The 16973-nt window shown below is 71.7% G+C and carries 14 protein-coding genes; 8 read left to right on the plus strand and 6 right to left on the minus strand.

From position 1 onward, the window contains the following. Positions 1-29: 29 nt before the first annotated feature. Complete coding sequence (locus tag CIK81_RS16680; RefSeq protein ID WP_096164519.1) at positions 30-875, plus strand: MetQ/NlpA family ABC transporter substrate-binding protein; 846 nt, start codon at positions 30-32, stop codon at positions 873-875. 306 nt (positions 876-1181) lie between these two features. Here the strand turns inward: CIK81_RS16680 and CIK81_RS16685 are convergent, their stop codons facing one another. After that, positions 1182-3326: an alpha/beta fold hydrolase gene (locus CIK81_RS16685; protein ID WP_114355930.1), complete on the minus strand. Its 2145-nt coding sequence runs from the start codon at positions 3324-3326 to the stop codon at positions 1182-1184. 324 nt (positions 3327-3650) lie between these two features. Between CIK81_RS16685 and CIK81_RS16690 the strand changes: the two genes are divergently transcribed. Continuing rightward, a complete protein-coding gene (locus tag CIK81_RS16690) occupies positions 3651-4817 on the plus strand; it encodes an LLM class flavin-dependent oxidoreductase (RefSeq protein ID WP_096197897.1) in 1167 nt (388 codons plus the stop codon). A 169-nt stretch (positions 4818-4986) separates the two neighbouring features. Further along, positions 4987-5679 (plus strand): CE1759 family FMN reductase, encoded by a 693-nt coding sequence (locus tag CIK81_RS16695; RefSeq protein WP_114304967.1) that lies wholly within the window; start codon positions 4987-4989, stop codon positions 5677-5679. Between the two features lie 48 nt (positions 5680-5727). Here CIK81_RS16695 and CIK81_RS16700 read toward each other — a convergent pair whose 3' ends face one another. Together CIK81_RS16700 and CIK81_RS16705 are read right to left on the minus strand one after the other, a co-directional pair. After that, positions 5728-7197, minus strand: coding sequence for a sulfatase (locus CIK81_RS16700; RefSeq protein ID WP_114329047.1), 1470 nt, complete (start codon positions 7195-7197; stop codon positions 5728-5730). Further along, the gene (locus CIK81_RS16705) at positions 7197-8702 is read right to left on the minus strand and encodes a sulfatase-like hydrolase/transferase (protein WP_096164524.1); all 1506 of its coding nucleotides are present in this window, start codon (positions 8700-8702) and stop codon (positions 7197-7199) included. Before CIK81_RS16705 ends, CIK81_RS16700 begins: the two co-directional genes overlap by 1 nt. A 124-nt stretch (positions 8703-8826) precedes the next feature. Here CIK81_RS16705 and CIK81_RS16710 point away from each other — a divergent pair, with 124 nt between their 5' ends. From CIK81_RS16710 to CIK81_RS16725, 4 genes are all read left to right on the plus strand, one after another. Continuing rightward, positions 8827-9609, plus strand: a complete 783-nt coding sequence (locus CIK81_RS16710; protein ID WP_096164525.1) for a sugar phosphate isomerase/epimerase — start codon at positions 8827-8829, stop codon at positions 9607-9609. Continuing rightward, positions 9606-10598: a hydroxyacid dehydrogenase gene (locus tag CIK81_RS16715; protein ID WP_114355931.1), complete on the plus strand. Its 993-nt coding sequence runs from the start codon at positions 9606-9608 to the stop codon at positions 10596-10598. Before CIK81_RS16710 ends, CIK81_RS16715 begins: the two co-directional genes overlap by 4 nt. A 190-nt stretch (positions 10599-10788) precedes the next feature. Next, complete coding sequence (locus CIK81_RS16720) at positions 10789-11883, plus strand: LacI family DNA-binding transcriptional regulator (RefSeq protein WP_096197900.1); 1095 nt, start codon at positions 10789-10791, stop codon at positions 11881-11883. A 104-nt stretch (positions 11884-11987) separates the two neighbouring features. Beyond that, a complete protein-coding gene (locus CIK81_RS16725; protein ID WP_114355932.1) occupies positions 11988-12734 on the plus strand; it encodes a siderophore-interacting protein in 747 nt (248 codons plus the stop codon). 7 nt (positions 12735-12741) lie between these two features. Here CIK81_RS16725 and CIK81_RS16730 read toward each other — a convergent pair whose 3' ends face one another. Genes CIK81_RS16730 through CIK81_RS16740 form a run of 3 tightly spaced genes read right to left on the minus strand, consistent with a single transcriptional unit; the run spans position 12742 to position 16048 of the window. Further along, a complete protein-coding gene (locus CIK81_RS16730) occupies positions 12742-13608 on the minus strand; it encodes a sugar phosphate isomerase/epimerase (protein WP_096197902.1) in 867 nt (288 codons plus the stop codon). After that, the gene (locus tag CIK81_RS16735; protein WP_096197903.1) at positions 13605-14882 is read right to left on the minus strand and encodes a DUF993 family protein; all 1278 of its coding nucleotides are present in this window, start codon (positions 14880-14882) and stop codon (positions 13605-13607) included. Before CIK81_RS16735 ends, CIK81_RS16730 begins: the two co-directional genes overlap by 4 nt. A gap of 2 nt (positions 14883-14884) precedes the next feature. After that, a complete protein-coding gene (locus CIK81_RS16740; RefSeq protein ID WP_096197904.1) occupies positions 14885-16048 on the minus strand; it encodes a Gfo/Idh/MocA family protein in 1164 nt (387 codons plus the stop codon). Positions 16049-16326: 278 nt separating this feature from the next. Between CIK81_RS16740 and CIK81_RS16745 the strand changes: the two genes are divergently transcribed. Next, a partial coding sequence (locus tag CIK81_RS16745; RefSeq protein WP_199586399.1) for a glycoside hydrolase N-terminal domain-containing protein occupies positions 16327-16973 on the plus strand: 647 nt, incomplete at its 3' end.

A 16973-nucleotide genomic window follows, 5' to 3' on the forward strand; every position in this document is an offset into this window, starting at 1 on the left:
GCCCGCCCCGACCAGGAACGAGTCCCTTCATGAACCGTCGCCTCTTCGCCCTCTCCACCCTGACCGGCGCCGCCGCGCTGGGCCTCGCCGCCTGCGGCGTCGGCGGATCCGGCTCGGGCTCGGGCTCGGGCTCGGGTGGATCCGACGCCGACACCCTGATCAAGGTCGCCTCCCACCTCCCGCCGATGACCGACGTGGTCACCACCGCGGCCGAGGTCGCCGAGAAGGAGGGCTACACGATCGAGCTGGTCCAGGTCAGCGACAACGTGCAGTACAACCGGCTGCTGGCCGACGGCGAGGTCGATGCGAACTTCGCTCAGCACGAGCCGTACATGCAGGCCTTCAACGCGGAGAACGACGCGGACCTCGTGCTGCTCGAGCCGATCTACGACGCGAAGGTGGGCTACTACTCCAAGGCCTACGCGAGCGCCGACGAGATTCCCGCGGGCGCGAAGGTCGCGATCCCCAACGACGCGTCCAACGAGGGCCGCGCGCTGGCGATCCTCCACGAGCAGGGCCTGCTCAGCCTCCCGGAGGACGCCGGCTTCGAGGGCCGCATCGGCGACATCGTCGACAACCCCCTGGACCTCGAGTTCGTGCAGGTGGATCTGCTGAACCTCGCCTCCGCGTACGACGAGGACGGCATCGCGATGGTCTACAACTACCCGACCTATATCTCGAAGGTGGGACTCACTCCGGCCGACGCGATCCTGCTCGAGGAGACCGTCGACCAGCGCTTCGCGATCTCCCTGGTGGCCCGCGAGGACAACCAGGATTCGGAGAAGATCGAGGTGCTGCGCCGCGCGATGACCAGCGACACCGTGCGCACCTTCCTCGAGGACGAGCACAGCGAGACCCTGCTGCCCTCCTTCTGACCCCGCGCACCACGCCCCGCGGCCCGGGCACGCCCCGCGGGCCGGCCACACCCCGAGGGCCGGCCACGCCCCGCGGGCAGCAAATGTGAGCTGGGGACTCATGTGCCCCCCTTGGATGAGTCCCCAGCTCACATTTGTCGACGCCGCGCGCGCTGATCAGCTCAGCGCAGCCGCCAGGCCAGCCGTACGCCCCGTCAGCCGAACACCCCCGTCAGCCGCGCGCCCCGACCAGCCCGGCCCAGCGCACCGACCAGCCGCGTGCCCCGACCAGCCCAGCCCAGCGCACCGGCCAGCCGCGCGCCGCGATCAGCCGAGCGTCGCGGGACGCTCCCAGTCCTCGCCGCGCACGTGGGTGTCGAGGAATCCGAGGAAGGTCTCGTACCAGACCTGCGCGTTCCCCCGTCCCTGGATCCAGTGGCCCTCGTCCGGGAAGTAGAGGTAGCGGTGCTGGGTACGGCCGTCGGCATCGCGCGGGGTCGACGAGAACTCGTGCAGGTCGTACCAGAGCGCATGGCCCTGGGCGATCGGCACGCGGTAGTCCCGGTCCCCGTGGATGACCAGCATCGGCGCCACGATGTCGCCGACCGAGTCCTTGGGGTTGTAACGGGCGTTCTGCTCGCGCATCGGTCGCTCCCATCCGGCGTTGTCGGTGGTGTGGCCCATGGTCGCGGTGTCCCACAGGGAGGCGTGGGTGACGATGCAGCGGAAGCGATCGCCGGTGTGGCCGGCCACCCAGTTGGCCATGTAGCCGCCGTAGGAGCCGCCGGCGAAGGCGGTCCGTTCGGCGTCGACGTCATCCCGGGAGACGGCACGGTCGGTGAGCGCCATGATGTCGGTGAACGGCGCGCCGCCCAGCTCGTGCTGGCCACGGTCGATCATCGCCTGGCCGTAGCCGGTGGAGATCGCCGGATCCGGCAGCAGCACCGCGTAGCCGGCGGCCACGAACGGGTTCGGGTTCCAGCGGTAGGTCCACGCGTTCCAGGACCCCCAGGGGCCGCCGTGGGCGAAGACCACCAGCGGGTGAGGGCCGTCGCCCTCGGGCGCCCGGAGCCAGGCGCGCAGGTCGGTGCCGTCCTCGGCGGTCGCGGTGATCTCGGTGAGGCTGCCGACCTGTTCGACGGCGTCGGCCGGGTTCGGCAGCTCCTCCACCGCGCCGGTCGCCGGATCGATGCGCACGGGATGGGGAGCGACGGCGATCCCGGAGGCCACGGCGCTGACGGCTCCCCCGGCGATCGAGGCGGAGGAGAAGGCCAGATCCTGCTCGGGGCCTCCGGCCAGTCGTCGCGGGGCGGGGTCGTCGATCCCGCCGATCCACACGGAGCCGCGCCCCTGGTCGTCGCTGGTGGCGACGAGCGTGGCGTCGTCCAGCCAGATCGGCTCCACCCACTGATCCAGCTCGGGCCACACCTGCACGGAGTCACCGGTCGCCAGGTCGAGCACCTCGACGGTGCTCGAGAGGCTCGCGTGCTGGGTCCAGGTGCGACCGCGGCCGATCAGTACCCGCATGCCGTCGGGACTGAACTCGCCGGGCTCGAACTCGACCTCCGCGGTCGCCTCGCGCAGCAGACGCGGGGGCTGACCGCCGATGAGATCCAGCAGGTAGAGGTCTGCCGTGGCGAGCAGGTCGCCGCGGGAGTCCTGCATCGCCACCAGCGCCCGGGATCCGGTGCGGTCCACGCTCCACTCGACGAGCCGACCCGCGGGCATCGTGACGTACCGGAAGTGGAGCACCTGCTCGTGCGCGGCATCCTCGGAGCCCTCGGAGCGCCCAGACCCCCCGGAGCCCTCGGCGTCCGACGACGTGCTCGTTCCGGCACTTCCGCCGGCACTGACGCCGGCGCTGCCGCCTGCGCCGGTACCGTCCGTGGCGCGCGTCCCCGGGGCGGGCGTGGCCTCCGCGCTGGAGAGGTCCTCGGGGACTGCCGCGATCGCGAGCACGGGACGGGTCGGTCCCAGATCGTGATCCCAGTAGCGGGTCGGGAAGCTCGAATGGAGGGCGGCGGTCACCTTGGCCGTCGTCCGCTCCTTCATCAGACGGGCGTGCTCGGTCTCGTCGGCCGCCTGGGAGTGCACCTCGAGCTCGGCGACGAGATGGGAACCGGCCAGGTGGAGGCCGCCGAATCCTCCGGGCCGGGAGGCGAGTTCGCGGGCCTCGCCGCGCACGGGCAGCGCCCAGAGCTGGGCGTCCTCGGCCTCCTCGCCGTCCTCGCCCACGCGCTGGGAGGTAAAGCAGGTGGTGCCATCCTCGGCGGCGACGACCGCTCCGATGGAGGCCTCGCCGCGGGTCAGCGGCAGGATCGCCCCGTCGAGCAGCTCCACGAGGGAGCTGCGGTAGGCGGTCCCCTTCGCATCCGGGGCCGCGACCTTCGCGAGGATCCTGCCCCCTTCGGTGGTCTCCAACCCGGCCAATCGGGTCGCGTCCAACAGGGCTTCGATGCTCTCGAGTGTCATGGTTCACCATCCTGTCACTCCCGCGCGCGGGGGGCACCCCAACGAGGTCTCGACGGGGTCACGACAGAGCGGCCGACCGGACGACCGGACGACCGGACGACCGGACGACCGGACGACCGACATTACGGCGGACGGGCCGGCCGACAGGTCGATCGGATGGCCGACAGCACGACCAACGGGATGCCCGACGGGACGGCCGTCACCCCTGCCTTGCATCCCCGCCCAATCTAGTTTACTTTTGAACTATCGATCGAGACGCACTCAGGCATCGCGTCAGGACGCCGGGCACCTCCCGATCCACGAGACCTACCGCGAGGAGCGATCATGCAGTTCGGAATCTTCACCATCGCCGACATCACGCCGGACCCCACCACCGGCAGGGTGCCCACCGAGAACGAGCGCCTGCGCTCGATGGTGGAGCAGGCCACGCTCGCCGAACAGGTGGGCCTGGACGTGTTCGCCGTCGGGGAGCACCACAACCCGCCGTTCGTGACCTCCTCGCCCACCACCACGCTCGCCTACATCGGTGCACAGACCACGGACCTGATCCTGTCCACCGCGACCACGCTGATCACCACGAACGACCCGGTGAAGATCGCCGAGGACTACGCGATGCTGCAGCACCTCACCGGCGGTCGGGTGGACCTCGTGATGGGCCGCGGCAACACCGGCCCCGTCTACCCGTGGTTCGGGCAGGACATCCGCAAGGGCGTCGAGATCGCGATCGAGAACTACGATCTGCTGCGCCGCCTGTGGACCGAGGACGTCGTGGACTGGGAGGGCAGCTTCCGCACGCCGCTGCAGCAGTTCACCTCGACCCCGCGCCCGCTGGACGGCGTCGCCCCGTTCGTGTGGCACGGCTCGATCCGCTCCCCGCAGATCGCCGAGCAGGCCGCGTACTACGGCGACGGCTTCCTGCACAACAACATCTTCTGGCCCATGAGCCACACCCAGCAGATGGTCCAGCTGTACCGCGAGCGCTATGAGCACTACGGCCACGGCACGGCCCGTCAGGCCTATGTGGGCCTGGGCGGTCAGGCCTTCATGCGCAAGAACTCCCAGGACGCCTGGAACGAGTTCCGCCCCTACTTCGACAACGCCCCGGTGTACGGCGGCGGCCCCTCGATGGAGGACTTCACCCGGGCCACGCCGCTGACCGTCGGCTCCCCCGAACAGGTCGTCGAGCGCTACCTGACCATGGCCGACGGCGTCGGCGACTACCAGCGCCAGATGTTCCTCATGGACCATGCGGGCCTCCCGCAGAAGACGGTCCTGGAGCAGATCGAGCTGCTGGGCACCGAGGTGGTCCCGGTGCTGCGCCGCGAGCTCGAGGCCCGCAAGCCGGCCGACGTCCCCGAGGCGCCGACCCACGCCGCCCGGGTCGCCGAGTCAGAATCACGACGTGGCGCGTTCGACGACGCCTACAAGTTCGAGACCGGCGACAACTGGACCGGTCTGCGCGCCGAGGATGCCGAGAACCGCACCCGCTGACCGGCCGCGGGGCGCGGCGCGGCGCGCCACCAGCAAGTTTTGCTGGCGGGAAGACCGATGCGCAATGCGACATCGGTCTTCCCGCCACACTTCTCGGCACGATCGCCAGCCGCGACCCAGCCACCGCTCAGCCGCCACCGCTCAACCCGCACTCTGAGAGGCTCGCCCCATGACCGACACCGTTCGCCTCGTCGCCCTGTCCGCCGGGCTGTCCACCCCGAGCTCGACGCGCATGCTCACCGACCAGCTCTCCCGAGCCGCCGCCACCGCCCTCGGCCGTGACGGCGCCGAGGTGGACGTCACCACGGTGGAGCTGCGCGAGTACGCCCACGCCATCACCGATGCCCTGCTCACCCGCTTCCCCGACGAGCGGCTGTCCATGGTGATCGAGTCCGTCCGCGCGGCCGACGCGGTCATCGCCGTGACCCCGGTGTTCAACGTCGGCCCCTCGGGCCTGTTCAAGACCTTCTTCGACGCGGTCGACGTCGAGGTCTGGAGGAACAAGCCGGTGCTGCTGGGCGCGACCGCCGGCACCGCACGGCACTCCCTGGCGATCGACTACGCGATCCGTCCCCTGTTCGGGTACCTGAAGGCGGAGGTCGTCCCCACGGTCGTGTTCGCGGCGTCGGCCGATTTCGGGGCCGACACCGACGGCCAGGCCGACGAGCAGCCGCTCGCGGCGCGTGTGCGTCGGGCCGCGACGGAGCTCGCCACGATGCTGAGCGCCGGGATCGGCAGCTCGGCCGTCACCGCGGAGACCTCCGAGGGTGCGGCCGACGGGTCTCCTGCGGAGCCGGCCTCGACCCTGGACGCGGAGTTCTCCGACTTCGTGCCGATGGGCAAGCTGCTCGGTCGCGACTGAGCGCACGTCCTCGGCGAAGCCGCTCCGCGTGAGCGATCGGCCCTCGTCTCACGCCGACGCGAGCTGCTCCACCCACTGCTCGTGCAGGGCGGTGAGCGCGGCGACCACCTCGGGGTGCTGCGCGGAAACGTCGGCCGCGGCGGATTCGTCATGCTCCCCGGGGCCGAGGGGCACCAGGGTGAGCCCGTCGCCGATGTCGGTGTGCTCGACGGCGAGCAGCTGCTCGCGGTGCCCCGTGCTCGCGTCGACCCAGCGCAGCTTCCACTCCGGTGTGCGCACCGCCCACTGGAAGCCGGTGTCGAAGTGCAGCACGTCGTGGCCCCCGCCGTCGGCCCCGCCCGGCGCTCCTGCCGGGACTGACGCCGCGGTCTCCCACGCCGTGCGCAGATCGCGCCCGTCCAGCGGCGCGGCCGGCGAGAGGTCCGCGCCGGCCGCCGCCGCGAAGGTGGGCAGCAGGTCGAGAGCGGAGACCAGGGCCTGCGAGCGCTCGCCCGCCGGGACGGTGCCGGGCCAGGAGATCAGGAACGGCACCCTCACCCCGCCCTCGAAGAGGCTGTACTTGGTGCCCGCGAGCGGTGCATTGTCCCCGTAGTTGCAGGTGGAGCCGCCGTTGTCGGTGAGGTAGACGACCAGGGTGCGTTCGCGCCGACCGGTGGCCTCGAGGTGGTCGAGCATCCGCCCGATCTCCCGGTCCATGATTTCGAGCTGGGCGAGGTAGTAGTCCCGGCCGTGCTCGAGGTGCGGGGAGATCGCTCCGTCGTACCAGTCGACGTAGTCCGCGGCCTCGGGGTCGAAGTCGTCGTGGTGGGGCAGGGCGCGCGCGGCGAGCTCGTCCTCCGGCAGCTGCCAGGCGAAGTTGTGCACCGCGTTGTAGGCGACCATGCAGAAGAACGGGGCCTCTGCCTCTGCCTCTGCCTCTGTCTCGGCGGCGGCGTCCGCGGCCTCGCCCATGAAGTCGATCGCGCGATCGGTGAACTCCACGGTCAGGTGCTGCTCGCAGTCCACCTCGACCCCGTTCTCGAACAGCGGGCTCACCCCGTGGCGCGACGCCGCCTCCCCGTACTCCTCGCGCGCCTGCTCGGAGTGGTGCAGGTAGTGCAGGCGCCCCATGCTGAGGCCGGCCAGGCCGTACAGGCTGCTGCCGAAGCCGTGGCGGTCGGGGCAGGCCCGGTCCCCGGGCTGCTCGGGGCCGTAGTGCACCTTCCCGAAGTAGCCCGTGCGATAGCCGGCGCCCGCCAGGATCTCGGGCATGACCTGGCGCTCTGCGGGCGGGAACGCCGAGGAGTCGAACCACCGGGCACCCCATCGCTGCTGGTGCGCACCGGCGATGAGGCCGGCGCGGGAGGGCGAGCAGATCGGAGCGGTGACGTATCCGTTGTCGAAGGTCGTCCCGCTGTCGGCGAGCCGGTCGAGGTGCGGGGTGCGGGCGTCCGCGCTGCTGCGGGCGGAGCGGTCGGCGTACCCGTGGTCGTCGGAGACGATCAGCAGGATGTTCGGGCGGTCGGTCGTGGCGGTCATCAGGGGCCTTTCTCCGGGCGGGGGTGCAGAGGTGCGCGCTGCCCGAGGCCGTCGACCTCGGTCTCCCAGCCGCTCAGCCCCTCCCTCTCGTGGCGCGCGAACCAGGTGGACATCATGTCGGTCAGCTCGCGCAGCCGCACGGCGCACGACGGGTCCGCGGAGCGGTCGGTCTCCTCGAGGGGGTCCGCGACGAGGTCATAGAGCTCCGTGGGGCCCTCGCGCCGCAGCACGAGCTTCCAGCCGCCGGTGCGGATCATGCGCGCGGCACCGTACTCGTCGTGGATCACGATCGGGTCGTCGGCCGCGTCCGCCCGATCCTCGCCGCCATCGGCCTCGCTCCCGAGCAGGCGCGGCGCGAGCGACCGGCCGGCGCGCAGCGGGTCCAGCGCGGGCGGGGATCCGGTGAGCTCGGCGATCGTCTCGTAGATGCTGGTCGCCGACGCGGGCCGCTCGTCGACCTGCCCGGCGGGGATCCGCCCTGGCCACGCGGCGATGAAGGGGACGGTGATCGACGGCTCCCAGAAGTTCAGCGGCCAGGTCCCGTTGCCCTTGCCCCAGTAGCCGTGGTGGCCGCAGGAGAACCCGTTGTCCGAGGTGAAGATGACCAGCGTGTCCTCGAGCTCGCCGCGCTCCTCGAGGTGGGCCAGGAGGGCCTCGACGCTGCGGTCCACCCCGCTGACGGCGGCGCAGTATCCGGTCAGCGCCTCCTGCCGGTGCGCGACGGCACCGGCGAAGTGCTCGCGCCGAAACCAGGGATGCGCGGGAGGCTCGGGGATCGAGGGGAAGTCGGTGTCCCGGTAGAGGTCGCGCAGCTCGGCGGGGTGCTCGTCGCCCAACCAGGGGTCGTGCGGGGCGGTCCAGGTGACCTGCAGGAAGAACGGCCGGTCGTCGTCCGCTCCCCGGTCCAGGAAGTCGAGCCCGTGCTCGGTGATCGCGTCGGTGAGGTAGCCGGGTTCGGTGGCCGGGGTCGGCGGGCTCGTCGGCCGTCCGGTCGCCGGATCCTGCTCCCAGATCGGCGCGCCGTAGTACGGACCGCCGCCGAGCTGGTGGGCATACCAGTACTCGAATCCCTCCGCGGCCCGCTCGGAGGAGCCCACGTGCCATTTGCCCACCATGCCGCAGCGGTAGCCGTTGCGTGCGAGCAGGGCACCGAGGGTGTCCGCACCGGGCAGGTCCTCGAGGAAGTCGGGATCCTGCTGCCGACGGGGCTGCTCGGCGCGGGCCAGCGCCTCGGGTGCGATCCAGTCGTGCACCCCGTGGGCCGACGGCATGCGGCCGGTCATGATGCTCGCCCGGGCCGGCGAGCAGACCGGCGAGGCGCAGAAGAACTGCGACAGCGTGGTGCCCTCCCGCTGGAGCCGGTCCAGCGTCGGCGTGCGGATCTCGGGCGTGCGCGACCCCATCGCCCAGGCGCCCTGGTCGTCGGTGACCAGGAGCAGGACGTTGGGCCGTGCGGGATCGTCGTGTGCCGGGTCGCCGGGCGGTGCGAGCTCCGGAGCGGGCATCGGGCGCCTCCTGTGCGGGCGGGTCGAGCGGGTCGAGCGGGTCGACGGCGAACGTGGCGTCGAGAGCTTCTAGAGTAGCCTCCGGGGAACCGTTTTCCCCGACCTCCCTCCGAAAGGACTCCCGATGATCCGGCCCGGCCTCTGCTCCGTCACCTTCCGCGGGCTCGACATCGAGGACGTCGTCGCCCTCGCGGACCATGCGGGCCTCGCATGCATCGAATGGGCCGGGGACGCGCATGTGCCGCCCGGGGACGCCGTCGCCGCAGCTCGCGCGCGCGAGCTGACCGAGAGCGCGGGCCTGTCCGTCGCCTCCTACGGCTCCTACCTGCGCTTCGAGGGGGCCGACGACGAGAACCGCACCGAGGGTGATGCGGTGATCGCCTCCGCCCGGATGCTCGGCGCGCCGAGGATCCGGGTGTGGGCGGGCAGTCGGGGGTCGGCCGAGGTCGCGGAGCCGCACCGTGCGCGTCTCGTCGGCCGTGTCCAGGACTTCGCCGACCGCGCGGCCGAGCACGGTCTCGAGGTGGGCCTCGAGTTCCACGGCGGCACCCTGACCGACGAGATCGGCTCGACCCTGCGCCTGCTCGAGGAGGTGGGCCGCGGCACCGTGCTCAGCTACTGGCAGCCCCACCAGGACATGCCCGCGGCCGACGCGGTGGGCACCCTGCGCCAGGCGCTCCCGTTCCTGTCGACCATCCATGTCTTCTCCTGGTGGCCGGATCATCAGCGTCATCCGCTCTCCGCGCGGGAGGATCTCTGGCGCGAGGTGTTCACGGTGCTCGCCGCCGAGGGCTCGGACCGCGACGCACTGCTCGAGTTCATCCCCGGCGACGACCCCGCTCTCCTGTCCCGCGAGGCGCAGACCTTGCGCTCCCTGATCGCCGCTGGAGAGGACGCCGCGCGATGAGGGCGCTGCTGGCGATGCCCCAGGGGCTCCAGCACCACCTGTTCGACCCCACCCAGCTCGAGCGGTTGGCCCGACTGGCCGAGATCGACACAGGGCGCACGCTGCCGGACCTCAACGCCGCCTCGGACGCGGAGCTCGCCGCAGCGGAGGTGCTGGTCACCGGGTGGGGATCACCCCTCCTCGACGCTGCGGCCCTCGTGCGGCTGCCCCGCCTGCGAGGGATCGTCCACACCGCGGGCACGGTGCGCTTCGTGGTCTCCGACGCGGTGTGGGCCCGCGGCGACATCACGGTGACGTCGGCGACCGAGGCGAACGCGGTGCCGGTCGCGGAGTTCACCCTCGCCCACCTCCTGCTGGCCGGCAAGCGCAGCCTTGCCCGTGAGGCGCGCTACCGCACGGACCACACGGTGCACGGCGGCACGGCGGCGGATCCGGGGATCGGCAACTACGGCGGCGTCGTCGGCCTCATCGGAGCCTCCCGCATCGGCGTCCTGGTGGCGGAGCATCTGCAGCGCTTCGACCTCGACGTGCTGATCACCGACCCGTACGCGAGCACCGAGCAGGTCGCCGCGCTGGGCGCGACGAAGGTCGAGGCCGAGAAGCTGTACTCCCGCAGCGACGTGGTGAGCCTGCATGCGCCCGATGTCCCCTCCACGCGCGGGATGGTCAGCCGCGATCTGCTCGCCCTGATGCGGGACGGGACCACCTTCGTCAACACCGCCCGCCCGGCGCTCGTGGAGCTGGACGCGCTGCGCGACGAGCTGGTCTCCGGGCGCCTCTCCGCCGTGCTCGACGTCCATGACGACCTGGCCGACGACGACCCAATCTGGGATCTGCCGAACGTCTCGCTCACCCCGCACATCGCCGGCTCCCAGGGCAACGAGCTGCGCCGGATGGGCGAGCACGCCCTGGAGGAGGTGCGCCGGCTCGCCGCCGGGGAGCCTGCGCGCTTCCCAGTGGACCCCGCCCGGCTCGACATCTCCGCCTGAGCCGAGCGTCGCCCGTCACCCAGGAGGAAGATCACGCGTCCGGACGGGCCGATTCCCCGGTCGGGCGGCGCCGTCCTGGTTATGCTGACGGGGACGGGACAGCGTTTCCCCGTCCCGCATGGTCCGCACACCCCGCATGATCCGTTCGGCCTGCACGACCGCCGCAGTCCCCCGCCACGTAGGAGCCCCGATGCCCGCAGTGCGTCTCAGCGATGTCGCCCAGGATGCCGGGGTCTCCCTGGCCACCGCGTCCCGCGTGCTCAACGGCTCGGCCCGGGTGCCCGGCAAGGCCGTCGCCGAGAAGGTGGAGGCCTCCGCCGCGCGGCTCGGCTACGTGCCCAACGCCCAGGCACAGGCGCTGGCCCGTTCCCGCTCGGGCCTGATCGGTCTGGTCGTGCACGACATCGCCGACCCGTACTTCGCGACCATCGCCCGCGAGGTCCAGCAGCAGGTCTTCGCCTCGCAGTCGCAGGTGCTGCTCACCCAGACCGATCGCGAGATCGACACCGAGGTGCGTGCACTGCGTTCCCTCATCGCCCAGCAGGTCGATGCCCTCGTGCTGGTGGGCTCGCATCGCTACGGCAACGACTCCGACGCCGCGATCAGCACGCTGCTGGAGGGCTTCGCCCGCAACGGCGGCAAGGTGGTCGGCATGGGCCAGTCGGTGGGCGTGGGCCGCACCATCGTGCCGGACAACGCCGCCGCGGCCCATGAGCTCGCCACCGCGCTGATCGTCGAGGGTCACCGGCGCTTCGCCGTGGTCCAGGGCATCGCCGGGATCCCGTCGGCCGGCTCGCGCACCGGCGGCTTCGTCGCCGCCCTCACCGAGGCGGGCATCGAGCCCGAGCTGAGCATCGAGGCGGGCCTGACCCGCGACGGCGGCTACGAGCTGGCCGAGCAGATCGAGGAGCACCTCGAGACCGCCGCCGCCGACGACGCACCGCTGTGCGTGTTCGCCCCAGCGGACGTCATGGCTCTGGGAACGCTCGGCGAGCTGCGCCGCCGCGGGATCTCCGTGCCCGGCCAAGTGGCCGTGGCGGGCTTCGGCGGGGTGCCCGACGGCGCCGACTCCCACCCCACCCTGACCACGATCGCGCTGCCGTTGCACGACATGGCCCGCCAGGCCGTGGAGTGGGTGCTGGAGCACCCCGTCCAGGACGAGCAGGGCGGGGGCGACGAGCAGGACGGGCAGCATGAGAACGCGGCCGACGACGCCATCACCGAGGTGCACGTGCGCGGCGACGTGCTGCTGCGCGAATCCACTGCCGTGGCCGCGAAGGCCTGACCGCCCCGACGTTCCGCGAATGCACGACCGATCCCCCTGGCGCTACTCGACGGCGAAACACTAAGGTAAGGCTCACCTCATACCGCCTGCCCGTGGAGAGCCTCGTGACCACCGACTCGTCGAACCCGACGCGCACCAGTTCACCCCGACGCGGCGTCGACGGCGCCCTGATCAGGATGTGGGGCGGCAAGGATCTGCGGTTGCGGGTGATCGACCGCGAGGAGGTCGCAGAGAACTTCGTGCGACTGAAGGTCGATCTCGACGGGCTCCTGGCCCGCGACGCCGTCTACCCGACCTACTGGCTGCGCCTGTGGTTCACGACGCCTGCCGGCAAGGGCCACCAGCGCGGCTACACGCTCGTGGACCCCGACCCGGCCGAGGGCACGGCCTGGATCGAGTTCTATCTCCACCCCGGCATCGCCTCGGACTGGGCGCGCGGCGCCACGGCGGGCGACGAGATCGACGCGACCGTGCTGAACGGCCGGAACCCGGTCGCGGAGACTCCGACACATCTGGTCATGGTGGGCGACGGCGCCTCCTACCCGGCGATCGCGGACACCCTGCGCCGCCTTCCCGAGGTTCCCGCGACCGTGCTCCTGGAGCGCGGATACGCCGACGACGAGCAGGTGCTCACGCTCCCCGCGCGCGAGGGGCTCAGCATGCGCTGGATCGACCGCGACGGATCCCTCGTGCACACGGCGCTGGCGACCGCCGGGGCGGCCCCCACGGGGTCGACGTTCTTCGTCGCCCTCGAGGGAGCCCCCACCCGTGCGCTGACGTCCGGCCTGCGCAGGCAGCTGGCCGTCCCCAAGGAGCGGATCCACTCCCTGGCCTACTGGAAGAAGAGCTGACCTCCGCTCACGCGTACGGCAGCACGAGCTCCTCGTACCGCTGCCTCACGATGCCGATCGCCTCGTGCGCGGGCGTCGCCCACACGTCCTCGTTGAAGATCTCGACCTCGATGTCGCCGGTGTACCCGGCATCCTTCACCATGCGGGTGATCGCGGGGAAGTCGATGTAGCCGTCCCCCATGTAGCCGCGGGAGAACAGCGGCTCGGCGGCGAGCGGCAGGCTCCAGTCGCACACCTGGTAGCTGAAGAGCCGCCCGCTCCGCCCGGCCCGGGAGATGGCCTGCTCGAGCGTCGGGTCCCACCACACGTGATAGGTGTCCACGATGACGCCGACGGCGTCGCTGCCGGTGCCCTCGGCGATGTCGAGCGCCTGGTCGAGGGTGGCGATCACGGCGCGGTCCGCGGTGAACATCGGGTGCATCGGCTCGAGCGAGAGGGTCACCCCGGCGGATTCCGCATAGGGGGCCAGCGTCGCGATGTTCTCGGCGACCCGGGCGCGGGCGCCGCCTATGTCCTTGTCCTCCTGCGTGATCCCGCCGACGACCATCACGAGCGTCGGCGCACCGAGTGCCGCGGTCTCGTCGATCGCCCGACGGTTCTCGTCCAAGGACGCGGCGCGTGCGGACTCGTCGGCCGCCGTGAGGAAGCCGCCGCGGCACAGGCTGCTCACGCGCAGGCCCGCGTCGTCCGCCCGTCGCTTCAGGGCGTCGACCCCGATCTCCTCGACGTCCTGGCGCCACAGGCCCACGGCCTCGAGGTCGCGCGCTGCGGTGGCCTCGAGGAACTCCTGGATCGGGGTGCTGCGGCAGGTCCAGCGGTTGATCGACAGGCGCGGGGCCGCCTGCGAGGCATGGGGGGTGTGCGGGGTGTTCATGCGGTGGCTCCGTCCAGGATCGGGATGTCGTAGCCGGCCAGACGCAGCATCGCGTGCCAGCGCTCGGCGGCCAGCGCCGGGTCCTCGAGGTTGCCGGTGGTGGCGGCGAGCTCGATGGCGCGCGAGAGGTGCGGGAGGCTGCGGGCGGAATGCATGCCGCCCACCATCGTGAACGCCCTCTGGTGACCGTTGAGCCAGGCCAGGAAGGCGACGCCGGTCTTGTAGTGGAAGGTGGGCGCGGAGAACACGTGCCGGCCCAGCTCCTCGGAGGCGTCCAGGATGCGTCGTGCCTCCTCGGGGTCGCCGGCGTCCAGCGCCTGCACCGCGGCCGACGCCGCCGGGGCGGTCGCCGCGAAGGCGCCGAGCAGGGCGTCGGAGTACTCGCCGGGCACCTGCGCCGCACCGGGCTCGGTGGTGCCGGTGCCGTCGCCCACGATGAGATGGGAGAAGTGGAAGTCGTCGCCGGTGAGCATCCGCACGCCGGCCGGGAGCTTTTCGCGCACGGCGATCTCGGCGGCGTCGTCCAGCAGGCTCATCTTCACGCCGCGGATCTTCGCCGGGTCCGCCTCGATGATCCGGAGCAGGGTCTTCGCGGCGACGCTCGTGTCGGCGTCTCCGAAATAGCCCTCCAGCTGAGGATCGAAGGCGGTGCCCAGCCAGTGCAGCACGACGGGCTCGGTGGCGGCGTCCAGCACGCGGCGGTAGACGTCCTCGTACTCGGCGGCGCTGGTCGCGACGCGGGCCAGATGACGACTGGCCATCAGCACCGCGCCCGCGCCCGTGGCCTCGGTGGCCTCGAGCTGCTCGCGGTAGGCCTCGACGATCTGGTCCAGGCTGAGCTCGTGCTCGCTGCGCTGGTCGGTGGAGACCCCGGCGACGACGAGATCGCGCACGCCCGCCCCGTCGGGGAAGACCGCCGCGATCTGCGGGTCCTCCAGCGCCTCGCGGGCGGCGTCGGCCGTGCGCGCGATCAGCTCGCGGGTCGCAGCCGGGTCCAGGCCCATGTTGCGCTGGGCGGTGTCCATCGCGTCGGCCACCCCGAGGCCGCGCGACCACATGGTGCGCCGGAAGGCGAGCGTCGCGTCCCAGTCGATGTCCGCCGGGGCGCCGGGGGTGTTGTCGCCGTGCGCCTGCGGCACCACGTGCACGGCGGCGTAGACCACGCGCGAGCGCAGCGGGGAGGTGGGACGCGCGAAGGCGGCCGCCTCGTCCACCGCGATCCGGCGCAGCGAGCCGTCCTCGTCCAGCAGGGTGAGCTGCAGTGCGTCGGTCATGCTCAGGCCTCCGTCAGCGGGTCGAGCGAGATGCGACGACCCTCGGCCGAGCTGGTGAGACCGGCTTCGGCGAGGCGCACTCCGCGTGCGCCGGAGAGGAAGTCGAAGGGATACGAAGTACCCTCGACCCCATCCGCCAGGTGGCGCAGGAAGTCCTCCCACTGCACCTTGAAGCCGTTGTCGAACTGCTCGTTGTCGGGCACCTCGATCCAGTCGTCGTAGTAGTTGTGCGAATCCTTGACGTCGGGGTTCCACACCGGCTTCGGGGTCGCCTCGCGCGGCTGGATGTGCGCGCCGTGCAGCCCCACGACGGCCGAGCCCTTGGTGCCGTCGACCTGGAACTCGACCAGCTCGTCGCGGTGCACGCGCACGTCCCAGCTGGAGTTCATCTGCACGACGGTGCCGCCCTCGAGGCGGAACACCCCGTAGGCCGCGTCATCGGCGGTCGCCGTGTACTGCTCGCCCTTCTCGTCCCAGCGCTGCCCGATGTGGGTGGCGGTCTGGGCGTAGACGTCCTCGATGCGGCCGAACAGCTCCTCGATGACGTAGTTCCAGTGCGGGAACATGTCCGCGACGATGCCGCCGCCGTCCTCGGTGCGGTAGTTCCAGGAAGGGCGCTGGGCCTCCTGCCAGTCGCCCTCGTAGACCCAGTACCCGAACTCGCCGCGCACGGAGAGGATCTCGCCGAAGAAGCCGGAGTCGATGAGGCGGCGCAGCTTGAGCAGGCCGGGGAGGTAGAGCTTGTCGTGCACGACGCCGTTGACGGTGCCGTGCTCCCTGGCCAGGCGCGCCAGCTCGAGCGCGTCCTCGAAGGATTCGGCGGTGGGCTTCTCGGTGTAGATGGCCTTGCCGGCAGCGATGGCCTTCTTGAGGTTCTCCACGCGCAGGTTCGTCACCAGCGCGTCGAAGTAGACCTCGTAGTCGTCGTTGTCCAGCGCCTCGTCCACGTCGGTGGTCCAGTTCGCCAGGCCGTGGCGCTCGGCGATCGCGGCCAGCTTCTCCTCGTTGCGGCCCACCAGCAGCAGATCGGGGACCAGCCGGTCGCCGTCGGCGAGCTCCACGCCGCCCTGCTCCTGGATCGCGAGCAGGGAGCGCACCAGGTGCTGGCGATACCCCATGCGGCCGGTGGCCCCGTTGACGATGATCCCGATCCTGCGTTCTGCCATGTGTCCGTGCTCCTGTGGTCGTGTGGTCGCCCGGGTCCCGGGCGGCGGCTCGGCGGCGCGCGCGGTCTGCGTCGACCGCTGCCACTCGGGGGCAACCGCTTTCCTGGGATCCAGTCAAGCATGTTCGGCGCGTGCGGGCAAGCGCTTGTCGGAGCGGACACACCCTCGACACCTCCCACCCTCAGACCTAGGATGATTCGCGGCGGCGAGCAGTCCTCCCCGCTCTGCGAGCACCGCACCCCTGCCGCTCCTGCTCCCGCTCCCGCAAGGACGCCCCCATGTCATCGAGCACGCTCATCCGCCGTTCCTGTCCCGCCACCCGCTGGCTCGAGGCGCTCCCGCTCGGCAATGGTCGGATCGGTGCGATGGTCTGGGGCGATCCCAAGCGGGCTCGCTTCAGCCTCAACGAGTCCACGCTGTGGTCCGGCTCCCCCACCACCACGCAGCACTGGAACACCTCCGCCGAGGACGCGACGGGGATCCGCGAGCGGGCCCGGGCGCAGTTCCTCGCCGGGCAGATCGCCGAGGCGCAGGCGACGCTCGAGGGGCTCGGCTCCTCCTGGTCACAGGCCTACCAGCCGGTCGGAGAACTCGTCGTGGCGGCCACCGGTGGTGGCGACGAGGGCGGTCGCGGCGGTGGCGGTGGCGGCGAACGCACCCTCGATCTCGCCCGTGCGGAGCACTCGGTCCGCACGGAGGCCGGCGAGCACATGACCTTCGTGAGCGCGGCCGACGACGTCCTGGTGCACGCGGCGCCCGTCGCCCCGGGCGCCGCGACGGCGCTCGAGTTCACCTCGCCCCTGGTGGAGGAGCGGCGGCAGGTCGATGAGCACGGGCTCACCGTGGTGCTGCGCGCCCCGTCGGACGGCGTCCCCACCCGCCACGGCGACCGGGCCGAGCTCGCCTGGGATCCCGCGGGCGCGAG

Source organism: Brachybacterium sp. JB7 (assembly GCF_003335205.1).
GTDB lineage: Bacteria > Actinomycetota > Actinomycetes > Actinomycetales > Dermabacteraceae > Brachybacterium > Brachybacterium alimentarium.

What these genes read in the sequence shown, in the direction of transcription:
- CIK81_RS16680 (WP_096164519.1), top strand. Translation starts at nt 30, where the DNA reads ATGAACCGTCGCCTCTTCGCCCTCTCCACCCTGACCGGCGCCGCCGCG.
- CIK81_RS16685 (WP_114355930.1), bottom strand. Translation starts at nt 3,326, where the DNA reads ATGACACTCGAGAGCATCGAAGCCCTGTTGGACGCGACCCGATTGGCC.
- CIK81_RS16690 (WP_096197897.1), top strand. Translation starts at nt 3,651, where the DNA reads ATGCAGTTCGGAATCTTCACCATCGCCGACATCACGCCGGACCCCACC.
- CIK81_RS16695 (WP_114304967.1), top strand. Translation starts at nt 4,987, where the DNA reads ATGACCGACACCGTTCGCCTCGTCGCCCTGTCCGCCGGGCTGTCCACC.
- CIK81_RS16700 (WP_114329047.1), bottom strand. Translation starts at nt 7,197, where the DNA reads ATGACCGCCACGACCGACCGCCCGAACATCCTGCTGATCGTCTCCGAC.
- CIK81_RS16705 (WP_096164524.1), bottom strand. Translation starts at nt 8,702, where the DNA reads ATGCCCGCTCCGGAGCTCGCACCGCCCGGCGACCCGGCACACGACGAT.
- CIK81_RS16710 (WP_096164525.1), top strand. Translation starts at nt 8,827, where the DNA reads ATGATCCGGCCCGGCCTCTGCTCCGTCACCTTCCGCGGGCTCGACATC.
- CIK81_RS16715 (WP_114355931.1), top strand. Translation starts at nt 9,606, where the DNA reads ATGAGGGCGCTGCTGGCGATGCCCCAGGGGCTCCAGCACCACCTGTTC.
- CIK81_RS16720 (WP_096197900.1), top strand. Translation starts at nt 10,789, where the DNA reads ATGCCCGCAGTGCGTCTCAGCGATGTCGCCCAGGATGCCGGGGTCTCC.
- CIK81_RS16730 (WP_096197902.1), bottom strand. Translation starts at nt 13,608, where the DNA reads ATGAACACCCCGCACACCCCCCATGCCTCGCAGGCGGCCCCGCGCCTG.
- CIK81_RS16735 (WP_096197903.1), bottom strand. Translation starts at nt 14,882, where the DNA reads ATGACCGACGCACTGCAGCTCACCCTGCTGGACGAGGACGGCTCGCTG.
- CIK81_RS16740 (WP_096197904.1), bottom strand. Translation starts at nt 16,048, where the DNA reads ATGGCAGAACGCAGGATCGGGATCATCGTCAACGGGGCCACCGGCCGC.